The sequence below is a fragment of the Actinomadura harenae genome (assembly GCF_003696215.1).
GTDB lineage: Bacteria > Actinomycetota > Actinomycetes > Streptosporangiales > Streptosporangiaceae > Spirillospora > Spirillospora harenae.
The window spans coordinates 82,860-98,136 of sequence record NZ_RFFG01000016.1 but is presented as its reverse complement, the minus strand read 5'-3'; the positions used below and the strand labels follow the sequence as shown (position 1 = coordinate 98,136).

The following is a 15,277-nucleotide window of genomic DNA, read 5'->3' as shown; positions in this document are numbered from 1 at the left end:
GAGTACGGCCGGCCCATGTTGCTTTTCCCGCCGGGGGCCCGTCCCTTCTTCCCACCCGAGATCCCGCGTCGCTGAACGAAGCGCCCGACGACTCGGCCTCCCAGCGCAGCTACCTCGCTTGTCAGGGCGTCCATGCCCGCAAGGTGATCCTTCTGTTTGGCGGAGAACAGGCCCGCAACGAGGACATCGCCACCGTCGACGACCTCCTTGCAGGCACGAACAGAAGATGGCCGTCGAGCCCTCCGGCGCTTCTGATCGCGCTCACGATGCATCTCAGCAGCCTAAATACGGGCTCGGCGGGAGTCGAACGACTTCGCGCCGACCTGCACCCCCAGGGGCTGTGGTCGGCTTCGGGCGAAGGGTGGTCAGAGTGAGGCGCGCAGGTGTTCGACCGTTGCGGTGATCGGGGGTCTGGTGTCCTGGCGGCGCCAGGCCAGGACCGTCGTGCAGTGGTGGTTGCCGCGCAGGGGGACGATGACCACGCCGGACCGCGCGTAGTGCTGGTCGGTGCTCATCGACACCAGCGCGATTCCGACCCCGGCGGCGACCGACTCCAGGGTCTCCTCCAGGGCGTTGGACTCGGCCGCCACGTGGCCGCCGGTGGCACCGATCGCGGACGGGGCGCGGAAGCGGGCCCACTCGGGATCGGGTGATCTCGGCGTGACCCAGGCCAGTCCGTGCAGGTCGTCGGGGTGCAGGTCGTGCCGCGCGGCCAAGGGGTGGGCCACCGGCAGCGCGATGGCGCGGCGGTCGGTGGCCAGCGGGAGGGTCTCCAGCGCGTCGGTGGAGACCGGTGGCCAGATGACGGCCAGGTCGGTGTCCCCGGTGAGCAGGCCGCAGGTCGGGTCGTCGAAGTCGAATCTGCGAAGCGCCAGACGGATGCCGGGCTGTTCACGCACCACGTTGATCACCGTGCTGGTGCGTGTCCCGGCGGCCTCGCCCATGAACCCCAGAGTCAGATCCGACGGGTCGGCCATGGAAAGCGCGGCCTCCACCTCGTCCAGCGCGGCCAACGCCGGCAATGCCCTTTCCAGGACGCGGCGACCATGTGGGGTCAAGGTGACGCCCCCCTGCTCTCGGCGTAGCAGGGGTCGGCCTCCGCGGGCTTCCAGGCGGGCGACGGCGGTGCTGACGCTGGGCTGGCTGACTCCCAGCGTGTTGGCGGCGCCGGTGAACGATCCCGTCCGCGCGACCGCCGCGAACGCCCGCAGAGCCGAGGCGGTGACGCGTGTGGAGTCGCCCATAACGTGAGGCTATAGGTATGTGGGCGGACTATTCGACTGTCCGCGAGGGTGTGCCGAGACTGGCGCAGTGATCAAACTTGATGGTTCTGACCTGCGCTTGGCCATAGGGGCCAGTGTCGGTGCCGCCGTGTACTCGGCGGTGTTCGGGGCGCTCGCCGTCCAGGACGGCTGGTCGGTGGCGCAGGCGGTGGCGGCCAGCGTCGTCATCCATGCCGGAGGTGCCCAGCTCGTCGGGCTGGCGGCGCTCGGCGCGGGTGCCGCGCCGCTGACCGCGGTCGCCGCCGGAACCCTGGTGAACATGCGGCTGGGAGTGTTCGGATTCGCGTTGGGTGACGTGTTCGCCTCGTGGCGAGGACGGTTCGGTGCCGCCCACCTGGTCTCCGACGAGTCCGCCGGGACCGCGCTGACCCGCGCGACACCTGCGGAACGACGGCGGACCTTCATGGTCGTCGGCCTGATCCTGTTCACCGGCTGGACGACCGGGACCCTGATCGGCGCCGTCTTCGGGGCGACGCTTCCCGACCAGGTGCGCGGCGTTCTCGACTCGGCCGCGGCAGCGGTCTTCGCGGCCCTGGTGATCCCTCTGATCCACGGCCGCCGTGAGCTGGCGTTGGCGCTGGTGGCGTTCGTCGTGGCCCTGGGAGCGGTGGCCCATGTGCCTCCCGGCGTTCCGGTACTGCTGAGTGCGTTGATGGTGGTGCCCGCCGCGCTGATTCGGAAGGGGGGCGTGGCGCGATGACCGTGTGGCTGTTCATCGGTGGTCTGGCGGCGACGACCTTCCTGATCCGGCTCGGTGGGGTCGTGCTGGCCGCGCGCGGCGGCGGAACGGGCGACTCCGACACCGGCATGGTGGCGTTGCTCCCGGTGGCGCTGCTGGCGGCCGTCGCGGCGACGCAGGTGGTCCCCAAAGGGCACCTCGAGCCCCACCTGCTGGCAGCGGCGGTCGCCGCGGGCCTGGCCAGCACCCGGCTGAGTTTCCTGCCAGCGGTGCTGATCGGAGGAGTGGCGGGGGCACTTGTCAGTCTCGTCTGACCAGATCGACGCCCGGCTCGCCGAGGCGATCGGCGACGGGTAGGGAAGGATGTCGATTCGGCCCCGCCCCACACGTCGAGGAGTCGGGGGGCTGGTGGACGGCCCCGCTGATCCGAAGGATGGACGAGCATGACGCAGTATCTGATGCTGATCTACCAGGACGAGAGTCTGGTCGGCGACCCGCCGTCGCCCGAGGTCGGCATGGAGCACATGGCCTTCATCGCGGCCAACGGCCCGGCGCTGCGCGGCGGGAACGGACTGGAGTCCGCCGCCACCGCGACCACCGTCCGCGCCGGCGGCCCGGCCGACTTCATGATCACCGACGGGCCGTTCGCCGAGACCAAGGAGCAGATCGTCGGCTACTATCTGGTCGAGGCCGCCGACCTGGACGCGGCGATCGCCCTGGCCAAGCAGGTGCCGATGGGCGACGGCTGCGTCGAGGTGCGCCCGATCCGCGTGGTGCCCGGTGCCGTCGGCTGACGTCGTCGCCGCGGTGGCGGACGCGCACCGGCGCGAGTGGGCGTTCGTGCTCGCCGCGACGGTGCGTGTCACCCGCGATCTCGATCTGGCCGAGGAGTGCGTGCAGGACGCCTACGCCGCGGCGTTGACCGCGTGGACGCAGCAGGGGGTGCCTGCACGGCCTGGCGGCTGGCTCGTCACCGCCGCCCGCAACCGTGCGCTGGATGCCTCGCGGCGTGCCGCAACCGTGCGCCGATACCTGCCGCTGCTGGTCTCCGACGACCATGCCGACGACATCGCCGAGCAGGCCGTCGCGGCGGCCGATCCCCACATCCCCGACGACCGGCTGCGACTGATCTGCACCTGCTGTCACCCGGCCTTGGCGATCGAGGCGCAGGTCGCGCTGACGCTGAGGCTGGTGTGCGGACTGTCCACGTCCGAGGTCGCCCAGGCGTTCCTGGTGTCGGAGTCGACCATGGCGGCGCGGATCACCAGGGCCAAGAAGAAGATCGCCGCCGCCCGCATCCCCTTCCGGGTGCCTGCTCCGGCAGATCTGGCGGAGCGTATCGGCGCGGTGCTGGCGGTCGTGCATCTGCTGTACACCACCGGGCACAGTGCGCCGTACGGCGGTGAACTGGTGCGCGGCGAACTCACCGAACGGGCCGTCGACCTGGTGCGGATGCTGCGCGTCCTCGTACCTGAGCACGCCGAGGTGTCCGGCCTGCTGGCGCTGATGCTGCTCACCGAATCCCGCCGGATGGCTCGGCAGGACGAGAACGGCACCATGGTGCCCTTGGAACACCAGGACCGGACGCGATGGGATCGTGAGCTCATCGACGAAGGTCTGGCCCTGGTGCGCGATGCGATGCGCAGGCCGGGAAAGTATGCACTGCAGGCGGCCATCGCGGCGCTGCACGCCGAGGCACCCGACTACGCCACCACCGACTGGCGCCAGATCGTCGGGCTCTACGACGAACTCGCGCGGCTCTGGCCGTCCCCGGTGGTGTCGCTCAATCGCGGCGTCGCGCTCGGCTACGCCGAGGGCCCGGAATCCGCTTTGGCCGCGCTGGATCAGCTCATCGCGCTACCGCAACTGGCTGGCTATGAGTACCTCCCGGCCGCCCGAGCCCACTTCTTGGCCGAGCTGGGCCGCACCGGCGATGCCCGCGCCGCCTACGACGAGGCGATCCTTCTCACCGGCAACGACGTCGAACGCGCCTTCCTGGTCGCCAAGCGCGACGCCCTCGGATGATCCTCGACCTCAGGGACGGATTCCTGTCGGGCTGTCGATTCGAGGGGCGGTCCCGCGTCGGATAGGCAGATGGTCCAAACGGTGGGCCGCGCCGACAGAAGAAGGAACCTCATGAACACGACCCGAACAGTCGACTCGGCGCTTATCAAGCAGATCCTGGCCGACCAGTACAAGGCGTGGGCGGCAGGTGACGCGGACGCCTTCGTCGCCGACTACGCCGAGGACGCCACCGTGGTCATGCCCGGTGTCTACCGGAAGAACAGGGCGGAGATCCGCGAGAACATGGCCGCAGGATTCGCCGGTTACCTCAAGGACTCCGCCGTGACCGACGAAGTCCAGGACATCCGGTTCCTCGGGGCGGACAACGCCATTGCCATCAGCCGGGCAGGCATCCTGTTCGCCGGCGAATCCGAAGTGCCCGCCGACCGCTTCGTCAATGCGACCTGGGTCCTCCACAAGCGCGACGACAAGTGGCTTGTCGCCGCCTACCACAACAGCCCCGCCGCAGCGAGCTAGCCCCTCGAGGCCGGGCCACCAGGAACAACGCCCCCGGTGGCCCGGCCCTACGCCGACCACCCGGCTGGACATGCCCGCGTCGATCGGCAGCCGGATGAGCGACACGTGTTGGACCTCGGCATCGGAACGAGCTCGGCTCAGTGGCGTCCGGGTGGGGCGTGCGGTGGTTTGTTGGCTGGGCGGGTTCCGACGGACGCGGGTCAGTTCGGTGCGTCGGAGCGTTGGCGGTGTTGGGCGGCCTTGGCTCGGTTTCCGCAGCCTGCCATGGAGCACCAGCGGCGGCGGCAGGCCGGGGACTTGTCGTAGAAGCGGGCGCTGCAGCGGACGCCGCCGCAGATCTTGAGACGGCGGCGGGTCTCGCCGCCCAGGATCTCCGCCGCGTCCAAGGCGATACGGCTCAGGGCGCCGTCGGCGCCTGCGAGGCGGGAGCCGTGCCGAAGGGACGGGCCGCCTTCGCGCACGTCGAGCACCGGGGGTTGGCCGGCCGCCCGTGCCAGCCAGCCGTTGATCACGTCCGCCGCCTCCGGCGGGAACGGCTGGTGGTCGACCACGGCGCGCAGTCCTGCGTCGATGGCCTCGCGCAGTTCGAGGGCTTGGGTCAGCAGGGCGGCGTCGACGGCGAAGTGAACACTCGGATCACCGGCGTCCGCAGGGCCCCGGCGTTCGGCCGTGGTGAGCCAGGCGGTGAGGTCGCCGGGCTCCTGGAGCAGCTCGCGGCCGCCGCTGAAGCGGTCGCGGAGGGTGTTCACGAAGTCGACGCTGGGCCTTCCGCCGTACCAGACCCAGTCGCGGCCGCTCTGCTGGTTCGACATAACCACATGATAGGTTACGCGGCCTGGTAACCATATAACCGGTTAGTCGCTGGTCTGGGAGGGATCGCCTGATGGCTCAGCCGTCACATGAAGCGGAATCCGGAGCGGCCACACGGGTCAGCGGCCGGGTATGGCTGCTCGCCCTGGGCATGTTCGCGATCGGCACGGACCTGTTCATCGTCTCCGGGCTGCTGCCCGCCGTCGGCCACGACCTGAGCCTCTCCACGGCCGAGGCCGGTCAGACGTCGACGGTCTTCGCCATCACCTATGCCGTGGCCGCCCCGATCCTGGCCAGCCTCACTTCGAAGGTGGATCGGCGGGTGCTGCTCCTGGCCGTGCTCTTGGTCTTCGCGGTGGGCAACGCTCTGTCCGGGCTCGCCCCCACCTTTGCCGTCCTGCTCGTCAGCCGAGTGATAACGGGCGCCGGGGCGGCCCTCTACGCCGCGACCGCCTCGGCGGTGGCGGCGAAGATCACTCCTGTGGAACGGCGTGGACGGGCGCTGGCGATCGTGTACGCGGGGATGACCAGCGCGATCGCACTGGGCGTCCCGATCGGCAACGAGATCGGCGCGCTCGCCTCGTGGCGCTGGGCCTTCGGCTTCGTCACCCTGCTCGCCCTGATCACCATCGCGGGACTTGCGGGACGCCTCCCGTCCGTCCCCGGGATGGCCGGACTGACCGTGGGGCAGCGACTCGCCGCGATCAGGATCCGCCGGGCGCCCACCGCGATGCTCACCACCGTGCTGTGGATCGTCGGGACGTTCTCGCTCTACACCTACCTCGGCACCGTTCTCGTGAACGTCACGCACACGGGCGCGTCCAGCCGCACCTGGCTGCTCCTGCTGTTCGGCGCCGGAAGCTTCGCCGGGGTGATGATCGGCGGCCGGCTCGCCGACCGGCTGGACGTCCGCCGCGGCCTGGCCGTCACGGTCGGCCTGCTCGTCCTGGTCCTGGCGATGCTCACGCTGGCGCTTCACTCGCTGGTCGGCGCCGCCATCGGCCTGCTGTTGTGGGGGCTGGTGCACTGGCTGAGCTTCCCGCTGATCCAGCACCGGCTGCTCACGATCGGCGGCAAGAACGGGGACATGCTGCTGGCGCTCAACAACAGCGCCGTCTACGTGGGGCAGACCGTGGCCGCCATCGTCGGCGGACTCTTCGCCAGCGCCGGACTGCTCGGCGGGCTTCCGCTCGCATCAGCCGGGTTCGAGGTCCTGGCGCTGGTGGCGCTGGCCTTCAACGCGGGATTCTTCATGCGAGGCCAAGCCCAGAAGCCCGCGCCCACCGATCAGGCCCGGCGGTCCTCCGAGGACAAGCCGCTCCGAGAAGGAACGCGGTAGTACCACCGCTGGTGAAGGCGTCCGTGTAATGGTCGAGGGCTCTGTTGCTGTGCGTGGACGGGTTCGCCTCCGGACCGTCCAGGGTCTGGCGCGGGGCGGAAATCCGGGTGCGGACGGTCGGCGCGGTGGTGTGTGATCTTGGGCATGGCAATCGTGCTGGGTAAGCCGGGAGTCGATGGGCTGAGCAAGGCCGTGGACGTGCTGCGGGAGTGGCAGCACGATGGAGCACCGTGGCAACTGCATCCGGGGGATCTGGGCTGGTTCTGGCGGTTCGGTGCAGGGGCGACGGCCGCGGCGGTCCGGACCTGGAGCCGGGACGGGCGGATTCTCGCCGTCGGGCTGCTGGACGATCCCGAGGGGAACCTGTTGCGGCTGGCGATCGCGCCAGCCGCTCAGCGGGACGAGGAACTGGCTCAGCAGCTGGTTCAGGACATGACCGAGCCCGAGCGCGGCGTGCTGATCGCGGGGAGGGTGTGCGTCGAGGCGCCGCGAGACGCACTGGTCCAAGATCTGCTGCTCGCGGACGGCTGGAAGCCTGATGAGCCGTGGACGCCACTGCGCCTCGACCTCACAGAACCGGTGAAGGATCCCGGCATGCGGATCGCGGACATCGGGCCGGAGCACGCGCACGTGTTCGCCGCCGTGCTACGGGCATCGTTCGACAGGTCGACGTTCACCGACGAGCGCTGGCACGCGATGGCGGCCGGGTTGCCGTTCGCCACCGCCCGGTGTCTGGTCGCCTACGACGACCAGGACAACGCGGTGGCGGCGGTGACGGTGTGGTCGGCCGGGCCGGGGCAGCCCGGTCTGCTGGAGCCGATGGGCGTGCATCGAGAACATCGCGGTCACGGCTACGGCAAGGCGATCACCCTTGCCGCAGCGGCCGCGCTCCAGGAGCTGGGCTCGTCGAGCGCGCTCGTCTACACCCCGAGCTCCAATGTCGGCGCCGTCGCCACCTACAGGTCGGCCGGCTTCCAGCGACTCCCCGAGATCCGGGACCTATGCCGGGACCGCTAGACCGTGACTCTCCGATCAACTGCCCGCTTCGCGCCGTTCCGCTCGGCCAGGTGCCGGGCGGCCGTGACAGGCTCGCGGGGTGATCGCTGATCTGGCGCCTCGCTTTCTGAGCTGGGACGAGGTGGACCCTTCTCGTCATCCGTTCGACCGCTCGTCGGTGGTACGAGTGGTGAACTCGCTCGGACCGGCTCGGTGTGTGCCTCGCTGCCGTCCCGAGGGTTCCCGCACCGAACTGGCGGTGAGGGTCGGGGACGACGGCGCGAGCAAACTCTGGGCGGACGCCATGTCGCACGCCCTCGCTGAGCGATTCGGTCGTTGGGCCGTGGGCTGGCGCTGGGCCCACGACGAAGGGGACTTCGGCGGTGGCCCCGTCGGCAGTTGGTGCTGTTCGCAGCACTCGGTCACCACACCGGGGGAGACACTCGCCCGAGTCGTCGCAGCGCTGTGCGAGTGGCGCGAGTGGCTGGAGAGTCTTGCCGACTGGTTCGATGCCTATCCGCTGGATCCGGCCGCCGTCGCCGACCAGCGAATCCTGTGGGAGCGGGCCGCGCGGAACCTCATCCTCCAGGTCGTCGACCGCACAGGCCGCGGAAGCGGTTGGTACGGGCACTGCGAGCAGGTACTCACCTGGTTTCTGCAACGCTGGCACGTGGCAGCAGACGTCGCACAGGCCCTGGTCGCCGAAGCGATCGGTGGGCGATTCCACAGCTGGACCAGCCCAGAAACGGTCCTGGTCGACGACGTCGCCGAGCGGCTCGCTCTGTCCCTACCGCTGTTCGACGCTGTGCGTTCAACCGAGCCCGGCTCCTGCGGACCTGCCCCGGACCATCTGGAGCGCTGGCTCGCAGCACGAGCTTCCGTACCGTGGCAGGACGCCTCGGACGGCGATATGGGCGCCCCGGTGATCCCGTCGCGCGATGGTGCGGTAGAGGACATCCGCGCCTTCGACGGCGCCATAGCTCCCTCGCGCGCCGAAGGCCTGCTCGCCGCCCTCGAGCTGGTCAGGACGGACGCGACACACGGCGTCTCCCTCACCTTCGAGCGGCTCCAGAACTGGCAGCAGCACGTCCTCGGCACACCTCAGCCACCCCCGTTTCGCGAGGCGCCCGCTTTCGCCAAAGGGGGTCGCGAACGCTACGGCATCGGTCCCGACACATGTACCCGCCTCGATACCTGCCTGGCGGAGAGCGCATACGACAGTGAGCGTCCGTTCTCCTTGGCCACCCGCGCGGCACGGGCCTATCTCGACGTCTGCTTCTTTCATCCCTTCGACGACGGCAACGCCCGCGCCGCGTTTCTCGCCCTCGTCTTCGTTCTTGCACGTGAGGGTGTCACGCTCGCCGACGTCAGCCTGCTTCGACGCGTAAGCTTCCACGCCGACGATCCCCAAGACCCGCTGATCCTCACCCGCTACGTCAACCTCCATCTCTCGCAGGCCTGCAGAGAATAGAGGGTCTCCCGAAAACTGAGCGTCGAGGCATGTATGACGCGCAGGTGCGAGGTGCGTGGCGGTTGACGCCGACGCGTCACTGATTCCCGAGCACTGCCTGCAGCAGGCCGGGGAAGCGCGCCTCCATGTCGTCATGGCGCTCAGCTTGAACGGATCGATGAACTACGTGGGTACGGCCGTCGGAGCAGTCCTTGGCGGCGTGGTGCTCTCGACCACAGGGGCCCTCTGGCTCACCCCGGCCGCCGTCATCGCCGCCATCGTCCTCGCATCACCTGGCTGGCAGCGCCCGAGTGCCGGACGGCGGCCAGCGCGGTCACCGCTGTGGTGTCGACGGAGGCCTGACCAGCAACAACCGCGCAGCATCCAGACGAACCAGTCCGCTGTGAGCCGCGCCAGCGGCGTCGAGATCGATCCGAATCGCCGTCTCGGCCTGTCGAGCCGTCAGGCCACGGAGGGGCGGGCTGGGTCGGTGGGGATGATGGCTGCCTGGTCAAAGCGTTGTTCGAGGGCTTCGTGGCCGTGCTCGCGGCGGAAGGTCACCTCGGCGGCGGTGACGGGCAGCGTCCAGAGCAGGCGGGCGTGGCCGCCGGGCAGGGGGCAGTGCTCGAGGTCGGGTCCGTGGAGGTAGGGCAGGGAGATGAGCAGGTGATCGCAGGCTGAACCGGGAACCCAGGGCCGTCCGATGGGCAGGGCGTGGTGAAGGTCCAGCCTGTGGGCCAGGTGGTAGGAGGCGACCATGGTGAGCAGTTCGGCGAAGCTCTCGTCGCACACGGGCGCTGACAGCACGAATTCCACACCATGCCCGTGGTCATTGGGGGCCGCGTTCCAGCAGCCTGCGGTGATGTAGGTCCAGCTGTCGATCCGCGGGCCGGGGGCGATGGTGAGCAGCCGGAGGTCGGGCGGCGCCTGGGGGCGTCCTGCTCGCGGGGGACGGCTGACCGACTCGGCGAGGTGTCCGGTGAAGAAGCCGCAGACATGGGCTTCCACGGCCTGGATGTTCGCCTCGGTGTGCACGGGCTCGATGCTCCCAGAGCCTGGCCTAATGCTGTGAACGAGCAGTGGGCCCGCCCCCTGCCGCGGGGTCGCGCGCCCATTCCGGGTTTGTGTCGGCAGGAAGCCCGGCTCGGGTGGTCGGGCTTCCTGCCGCGTCACGCTGTCTGTCCGGTGAAGCGGGTTACTGGGTGATCTGCCACTTCTGGTTGGTGGCGCCGGTGCACTTCCAGTAGCCCAGCACGCTGCCCTGGCCGTTGGTGGTCAGGCAGCCGCCGTCGTAGGCGGTGATCGTGTAGGTGCCGTCCGGCTGGGCGTTGAACCGCCACTTCTGGTTGGTGCCGCCGCCGAAGGACCACAGCTGCGTGTAGTAGGAGGTGCCGTCCACGGTGGAGGCGGTGTTGGTGTTGGCGTCCAGGGCGCTGCCGGTGGCGATGGCCGACTGCACCTCGTAGCTGCCGTCGGCCTGGCCGACCAGGTTCCAGCGCTGGGCGTCGTTGCCGTTGTCGACCTCGGCCTTCACCTTGGTGCCGTTGGCGGTCAGCGCGCCGTCCACGTCGGCGTTGTAGCCGGTTGCCGAGTGCAGCTTCACGCGCTGCGTCGGGAAGGTCCCGGACGTGGGGACGACCTCCCAGGCGGCCGGGCCGTCGGTGGTGCGGAAGGCGCGGCCGTCGTTGCACAGGCCGTTGTCGGTACGGGGGGTGTCGGTGTTGGTGCTGGAGGCGTCCGCCTTGGTCCAGCTGCCGCCCGGGGGCAGGAGGGACAGGTCGCGGCTCGTCCAGCGCTGGGGGGTGAAGTCGTTGCAGTACCAGCCCTGGCCGGTGGAGGCGTTGTAGTTCGTGTAGACCTCCCACATGTTCCAGCCGAAGCCCGCCGGGTAGTTCGTCAGCCCGGACGTGCCGGAGCTGGTGAACAGGGAGTCCCACGCTTTGGTCTTGTAGTTGTAGAGGTAGGCCGTCCAGGTGTTGGGCGAGGCGTCGGTCTGCTGCTGCCAGACGCGGTAGGACGAGTCGCCGTTGGTGTAGGTGCCGAGGAAGTTCTGGTCGATCGGGACGCCTGCCTGGAAGCCGTACTGGCCCTTCGGGTCGCACCAGTTCCAGGCGCCGATCTGGGCGCTGCCCGCGTTGTACCAGGTGGTGACCTCGATGCAGCCTTGCTTGGCGTTCGGCAGGAAGGTCGGGGCGTAGACGGTGTCGGGGTCGGACGGGTTCTGCAGCCGTCCGTTCGGGTTCACCGACTGCGTGGTGACGCCGCCCGCGACGCCGGTGCCCTTCATGGTGACGCCCCAGGTGAGGTGCTGCGCGCCGTCCCAGCCGGAGACGGCGGGGGAGAGCGTCCGGGGCGAGGGCTTCATGAACCCGACGCCCTTCCGGTGGTTCATGAAGCGCTGCGTGACGCCCTTCGGGACCGTCCTGTTGAGGGCGGCGCCGCGCAGGGCCGCGACCTGGTGGCCGGATACGTGCCCGCCGTCCGGCGGCGTCGGCGAGGCAGGGGTGGACGCCGAGGCGGTGGTGGCGGCGCCGGCGGTCGCGACCAGCGCGGCTCCGGCGAGGAGCGCCATGACGGCGCGCGAGGCGGGGGGATGGATTCTCACGTGTGATGTCTCCCGGTGCTCGCGGACGGCGGTTCCGTCCGCTCCGGGCATCACAAGTACGGCGTATCGATCAGCACCGGATATTCACCCGATCAACACGCAGGTCACCACATGTGCCGCACGGCCCCGCGCCACGCGCGTGAAGGGCGGAGTACCGGCGTGGGACGTTGGAGAGCGTCCCTGCTTCGAGGTGATCGCCAAGGTCACGAGCCTGCTCGTGCCCGGCGCCGGAAGCCGCTGAGTCGCGTTGCCCGGTCCTTGTTGGTGGCGACGGCGGAGGCGGACAGGAGCGTCGCGGCGGAGAGGCTGCCCCAGAGGGCGGCCGAGCCGTGGGCGGCGAGGCCGGTGGTGACCGCAGGGGAGACGGCGAGGCCGAAGCCGGTGGAGAGCTGGAAGCGGGCGAGGGCGCGTCCGAGGACATGGGCCGGGGCGATGGCGGTGACGAGCGCGGTGGCGGTGCCGGCGTAGATGATCTCGCCGATGGTGCTGGCCACGGACACGACGGCGACGGCCGGGGCGCCCCAGACGTGTCCCAGGGAGGTGGCCGCCAGGAAGCCCAGGTAGGACGCGGCGAGAAGCACGCCGGCGAGAGCCAGCACGGTCCGCCGGGAGAAGCGGGACAGCAGGACGGTGAGCGGAACCTGGAGGGTGACCACCAGCACCGTGTTCGCCACGAAGACGGCCGCCGACCACACCGGGGACGCGTGCAGCTGTGTGACCAGGATCAGGGGGAGCGCGATCTCGGTGACGTTGAGGCAGAAGGCGTAGATCACGTTGGCGGCCAGCAGCGCGAGCATCCGAGGCGCGGGCCCGTCGGCCCCGTCCCTGGACGGGGCGGCCGCCGGGTCCGCGTGCAGGTGGACCGACCAGGCCAAGGCCGCCGCGGCGAGATAGGCGAGCCCGGTGACGGCCGCGAGCGCCTGCAGTGCGGAGGCACCGCCTGCCAGGCATGCGGTGGCGAGGAGGGCGCCCACGCCCAGGCCCGCGTTGCGCAGGGCGCGGCCTCCCGCGAGAGCGGCGTCGCGTTCGCGGCCGTGGGAGACCGTGGCCACGAGGGCCGCATGGGCGGCGGGCCATGCCTGGTTGCCGATGCCGAGGAAGAGCGCCGCCGCCGCGAACGGCCAGACGTGTCCCGCCGGGGTGGCCATCAGCAGCGCCACGCCCAGCACCCGCACCAGCATGGACGCCGCCACGACCGTGCTGCGTGCGCCCCGGTCGAGCCACCGGCCGACGGCCGGCATGCAGGCCAGGCCCACGACGACGCCGATCGTCATGGCGATGCCGGTGGCCGACGCGGACAGCCTCAGCACCGTCACCCCGTAGAGCAGCAGAAAGGGCCGCAGCAGGCCGGTGCCGAGCGCGTCCACGGCCAGGGCGACGGCATAGCGGGGTCCTCCGGAGGCGCGGACGAGGGCGCGCGGCTGGATCTTGGTGGTGGTTGCCATGGCGTCCACGGTGCGTCCGGCCTCCGGGATGCCCGGAACGATTGACGGACGCCGTCAATCGACGCGGTCATCGGCCCTTCGACCAGCGATGATGAGGGGATGACGTTGAGGATCGACATCGGTGGCCTGCCGTCCGGGCGGCTGCGGTTCGCGGCCTCGCCACTGGCCGAGCTGACCGCGATGCTGCACGTGCTGGCCGAACCCGGGCATCACCCGCAGCTCGCCGGCTGGGCCGGGGACGTCTGGGCCGGGCTGCGGCCGGAGTTGGCCGAGCGGCTCAAGGAGGCGGAGTTCCTCTGGCGTTCCTCGCGAGCCGACTTCCTGGTCCCCGCCCGTCCCCGGCCGACGCTCGCCGAGGAGCTGGACGACGTGGACCGGATCGACGACGAGACCTACGTGACCGCCGCGCTCGTCACCACGTGCGGCAGCAACCGGGTCCACTTCGCCGGGCCGTCGCCACTCGCCGACGCGACAGCGCGCGAGCGGGCCCTGGACCTGGCCCAGGCCCGCGGCACGCTCCAGGAGGCCTTCGCGGAACGGCTGCTCGCGGACCCCGCAGCCGTCCGGACGCGGGTGCGTCACACCCTCGAACAGTGCGCCGAGGCCTTCTTCGACGCCGCCTGGACGGACGTCGCCGTGCGACTCGCCACCGACCTGCGCCTGAAGAACGACCTGCTGAAGCGCCAGGGCATCGGGGCGGCGCTCGCGTCGGTCTCCGGCGCCGTGACCCTGGCGCCGGACGGCGACGGCATCATCGTGGACAAGCTGCAGGACAACGCGACCACCGCTCACGACACCGGAGTCACCTTCCTCCCCAGTGTCTTCGGCCGCCCGCACCTGGTGGTGGTTCACGCGCCCGGGTGGCAGCCGGTGGTGCAGTACCCCGTGGCCGAGGCGAGTCCATCGGAGCCCGTGTCGCTCGAAGCGGTCACGCATCGGCTGGAGGCACTCGCACATCCGGTTCGGCTGCGGCTGCTCCGCACCCTGGCCCGCGGCCCGCACACCACCGGCGAGCTGGCCCACGCCTGGGAGCTCTCACCGCCGGAGGTCTCCCGGCACCTCGCCGTCCTGCGCCGCGCGGGCCTGCTCACGTCCCAACGGCAGGGACGTTACGTCCGATACGCCCTCAACGTGCCTGACCTGACGACGCTGGGAGCCGACCTGCTGGCGGCGGTCCTGCGCTGAGCAGCGCAGGACCGCCGGAACACGCCCGCCCGCCGCCTCCGACGCCCAACGCGGCAGGTACGGTCAGCGTTCTCCCCAGCGGACCCGGGTCTCGATGGTCTGGCCGGGGCCTTCCTCGTTCACGGGACGCTGGGCCCGTCCGCGACGATGGCGCGCGGTTCCAAGGGCGAACCGGTCGTCGGCCGCGGCGTCCGTGAGGCTGTGGCGAGCTGGGACAGCGACGTGATGTGCAGGGCGAACAGCAGGGGCACGGCGGCCGTCGGGATCAGCACGAGCGGGAGTGCGCTGATCGCCGCGCCGGACGACGGGACGTTGAGCAGCTGGTACCCGGTGAGGGCCCCAAGGACCATGGCCACGACCAGGTCGGCGATGCCGAAAGCGTGGAACCGCCGGGCGGCGCGGTACCCCGTGCCCTGGGCGAGTTTGCGCGCGACCACGGGCGCGGCGACCCCGACGGCGATGTCACCCAGACCCGCGGGTAGGGCGAACAGCGCGGGCAGATGACCGAGGCCCATGACGAGCAGGAAGACCACCCCGGTCACGCGGAACGAGTGGGGGAGCAGGAGACGGCTCGTCATGCCTGGGGCCTCCAGGGCGTGCTTCACCGCCGGGATCCGGCCGAGGGCCAGCAGCGTGCTCAGGAAGCCGACCACCGCGATCGGTATCCACGGCATCTGAACGCCGGGCTGCCTGCCGTACCAGCCGTTGTCCGCGATCACCGCGCTGGCGGCGAACCAGCCGCCGATGACGACGGCCGCTCCGCCGGCGAGCAGCGCCGCGCGGCTTCGGCTCAGACCGGCGTGTTCCGCGCCGCCGTAGAGCACGACGCAGGTGACGAGCGGGAACGCGGTGACTCCGATGATCGTGATCGCCCACAGATATCCAGGTGGGTCGTACATGGCACCCTCCTTGTAGATATCTCCAAGATAGTATGTAAGAGATAG

15 protein-coding genes are annotated in these 15,277 nt (G+C 70.5%); 9 read left to right on the top strand and 6 right to left on the bottom strand.

Features of this window, described 5'->3' with window-relative positions; all coding sequences use genetic code 11:
- Positions 1-365 precede the first annotated feature (365 nt).
- Entirely contained in the window at positions 366-1,244 is an 879-nt protein-coding gene (locus tag EBO15_RS11750) for a LysR family transcriptional regulator (protein WP_122194375.1), read from the bottom strand.
- Positions 1,245-1,311: 67 nt separating this feature from the next.
- On the opposite strand from EBO15_RS11750, the gene EBO15_RS11745 reads away from it, so the two are divergent.
- From EBO15_RS11745 to EBO15_RS11725, 5 genes are all read left to right on the top strand, one after another.
- Positions 1,312-1,983, top strand: coding sequence for an AzlC family ABC transporter permease (locus EBO15_RS11745; RefSeq protein ID WP_158628192.1), 672 nt, complete (start codon positions 1,312-1,314; stop codon positions 1,981-1,983).
- On the top strand, positions 1,980-2,276 hold the full coding sequence (locus tag EBO15_RS11740; RefSeq protein WP_122194373.1) for an AzlD domain-containing protein: 297 nt from the start codon (positions 1,980-1,982) through the stop codon (positions 2,274-2,276). The genes EBO15_RS11745 and EBO15_RS11740 overlap by 4 nt, the downstream gene beginning before the upstream one ends.
- Before the next feature lie 129 nt (positions 2,277-2,405).
- Entirely contained in the window at positions 2,406-2,756 is a 351-nt protein-coding gene (locus tag EBO15_RS11735; protein ID WP_122194372.1) for a YciI family protein, read from the top strand.
- Positions 2,743-3,987, top strand: a complete 1,245-nt coding sequence (locus tag EBO15_RS11730) for an RNA polymerase sigma factor (RefSeq protein WP_122194371.1) — start codon at positions 2,743-2,745, stop codon at positions 3,985-3,987. Before EBO15_RS11735 ends, EBO15_RS11730 begins: the two co-directional genes overlap by 14 nt.
- A gap of 111 nt (positions 3,988-4,098) precedes the next feature.
- A complete protein-coding gene (locus EBO15_RS11725) occupies positions 4,099-4,503 on the top strand; it encodes an SgcJ/EcaC family oxidoreductase (RefSeq protein WP_122194370.1) in 405 nt (134 codons plus the stop codon).
- A 200-nt stretch (positions 4,504-4,703) separates the two neighbouring features.
- Here the strand turns inward: EBO15_RS11725 and EBO15_RS11720 are convergent, their stop codons facing one another.
- Positions 4,704-5,315, bottom strand: coding sequence for a CGNR zinc finger domain-containing protein (locus tag EBO15_RS11720; protein WP_122194369.1), 612 nt, complete (start codon positions 5,313-5,315; stop codon positions 4,704-4,706).
- A 71-nt stretch (positions 5,316-5,386) separates the two neighbouring features.
- Here EBO15_RS11720 and EBO15_RS11715 point away from each other — a divergent pair, with 71 nt between their 5' ends.
- The 3 genes from EBO15_RS11715 to EBO15_RS11705 all read left to right on the top strand — a co-directional run bounded on the left by EBO15_RS11715 (position 5,387) and on the right by EBO15_RS11705 (position 9,119).
- Positions 5,387-6,652: an MFS transporter gene (locus EBO15_RS11715; protein WP_122194368.1), complete on the top strand. Its 1,266-nt coding sequence runs from the start codon at positions 5,387-5,389 to the stop codon at positions 6,650-6,652.
- A gap of 132 nt (positions 6,653-6,784) precedes the next feature.
- A complete protein-coding gene (locus EBO15_RS11710; protein ID WP_233616121.1) occupies positions 6,785-7,669 on the top strand; it encodes a GNAT family N-acetyltransferase in 885 nt (294 codons plus the stop codon).
- A 79-nt stretch (positions 7,670-7,748) separates the two neighbouring features.
- Entirely contained in the window at positions 7,749-9,119 is a 1,371-nt protein-coding gene (locus tag EBO15_RS11705; RefSeq protein WP_122194367.1) for a Fic family protein, read from the top strand.
- Between the two features lie 441 nt (positions 9,120-9,560).
- On the opposite strand, the gene EBO15_RS11695 is transcribed toward EBO15_RS11705, so the two are convergent.
- The 3 genes from EBO15_RS11695 to EBO15_RS11685 form a co-directional block, all read right to left on the bottom strand.
- The gene (locus EBO15_RS11695) at positions 9,561-10,133 is read right to left on the bottom strand and encodes a suppressor of fused domain protein (RefSeq protein ID WP_122194366.1); all 573 of its coding nucleotides are present in this window, start codon (positions 10,131-10,133) and stop codon (positions 9,561-9,563) included.
- 160 nt (positions 10,134-10,293) lie between these two features.
- A complete protein-coding gene (locus EBO15_RS11690) occupies positions 10,294-11,703 on the bottom strand; it encodes an RICIN domain-containing protein (protein ID WP_147481458.1) in 1,410 nt (469 codons plus the stop codon).
- 203 nt (positions 11,704-11,906) lie between these two features.
- Positions 11,907-13,148: an MFS transporter gene (locus EBO15_RS11685; RefSeq protein ID WP_122194405.1), complete on the bottom strand. Its 1,242-nt coding sequence runs from the start codon at positions 13,146-13,148 to the stop codon at positions 11,907-11,909.
- A gap of 99 nt (positions 13,149-13,247) precedes the next feature.
- Between EBO15_RS11685 and EBO15_RS11680 the strand changes: the two genes are divergently transcribed.
- Positions 13,248-14,333 (top strand): helix-turn-helix domain-containing protein, encoded by a 1,086-nt coding sequence (locus EBO15_RS11680; RefSeq protein WP_122194364.1) that lies wholly within the window; start codon positions 13,248-13,250, stop codon positions 14,331-14,333.
- 119 nt (positions 14,334-14,452) lie between these two features.
- Here EBO15_RS11680 and EBO15_RS11675 read toward each other — a convergent pair whose 3' ends face one another.
- Positions 14,453-15,232 (bottom strand): hypothetical protein, encoded by a 780-nt coding sequence (locus tag EBO15_RS11675; protein WP_122194363.1) that lies wholly within the window; start codon positions 15,230-15,232, stop codon positions 14,453-14,455.
- Between the last annotated feature and the right edge of the window lie 45 nt (positions 15,233-15,277).

Bases quoted from the DNA above. Each gene is read 5' to 3' on its own strand.
- EBO15_RS11750 (WP_122194375.1), bottom strand. From the start codon at position 1,244: ATGGGCGACTCCACACGCGTCACCGCCTCGGCTCTGCGGGCGTTCGCG.
- EBO15_RS11740 (WP_122194373.1), top strand. From the start codon at position 1,980: ATGACCGTGTGGCTGTTCATCGGTGGTCTGGCGGCGACGACCTTCCTG.
- EBO15_RS11735 (WP_122194372.1), top strand. From the start codon at position 2,406: ATGACGCAGTATCTGATGCTGATCTACCAGGACGAGAGTCTGGTCGGC.
- EBO15_RS11725 (WP_122194370.1), top strand. From the start codon at position 4,099: ATGAACACGACCCGAACAGTCGACTCGGCGCTTATCAAGCAGATCCTG.
- EBO15_RS11720 (WP_122194369.1), bottom strand. From the start codon at position 5,315: ATGTCGAACCAGCAGAGCGGCCGCGACTGGGTCTGGTACGGCGGAAGG.
- EBO15_RS11715 (WP_122194368.1), top strand. From the start codon at position 5,387: ATGGCTCAGCCGTCACATGAAGCGGAATCCGGAGCGGCCACACGGGTC.
- EBO15_RS11685 (WP_122194405.1), bottom strand. From the start codon at position 13,148: ATGGCAACCACCACCAAGATCCAGCCGCGCGCCCTCGTCCGCGCCTCC.
- EBO15_RS11680 (WP_122194364.1), top strand. From the start codon at position 13,248: ATGACGTTGAGGATCGACATCGGTGGCCTGCCGTCCGGGCGGCTGCGG.
- EBO15_RS11675 (WP_122194363.1), bottom strand. From the start codon at position 15,232: ATGTACGACCCACCTGGATATCTGTGGGCGATCACGATCATCGGAGTC.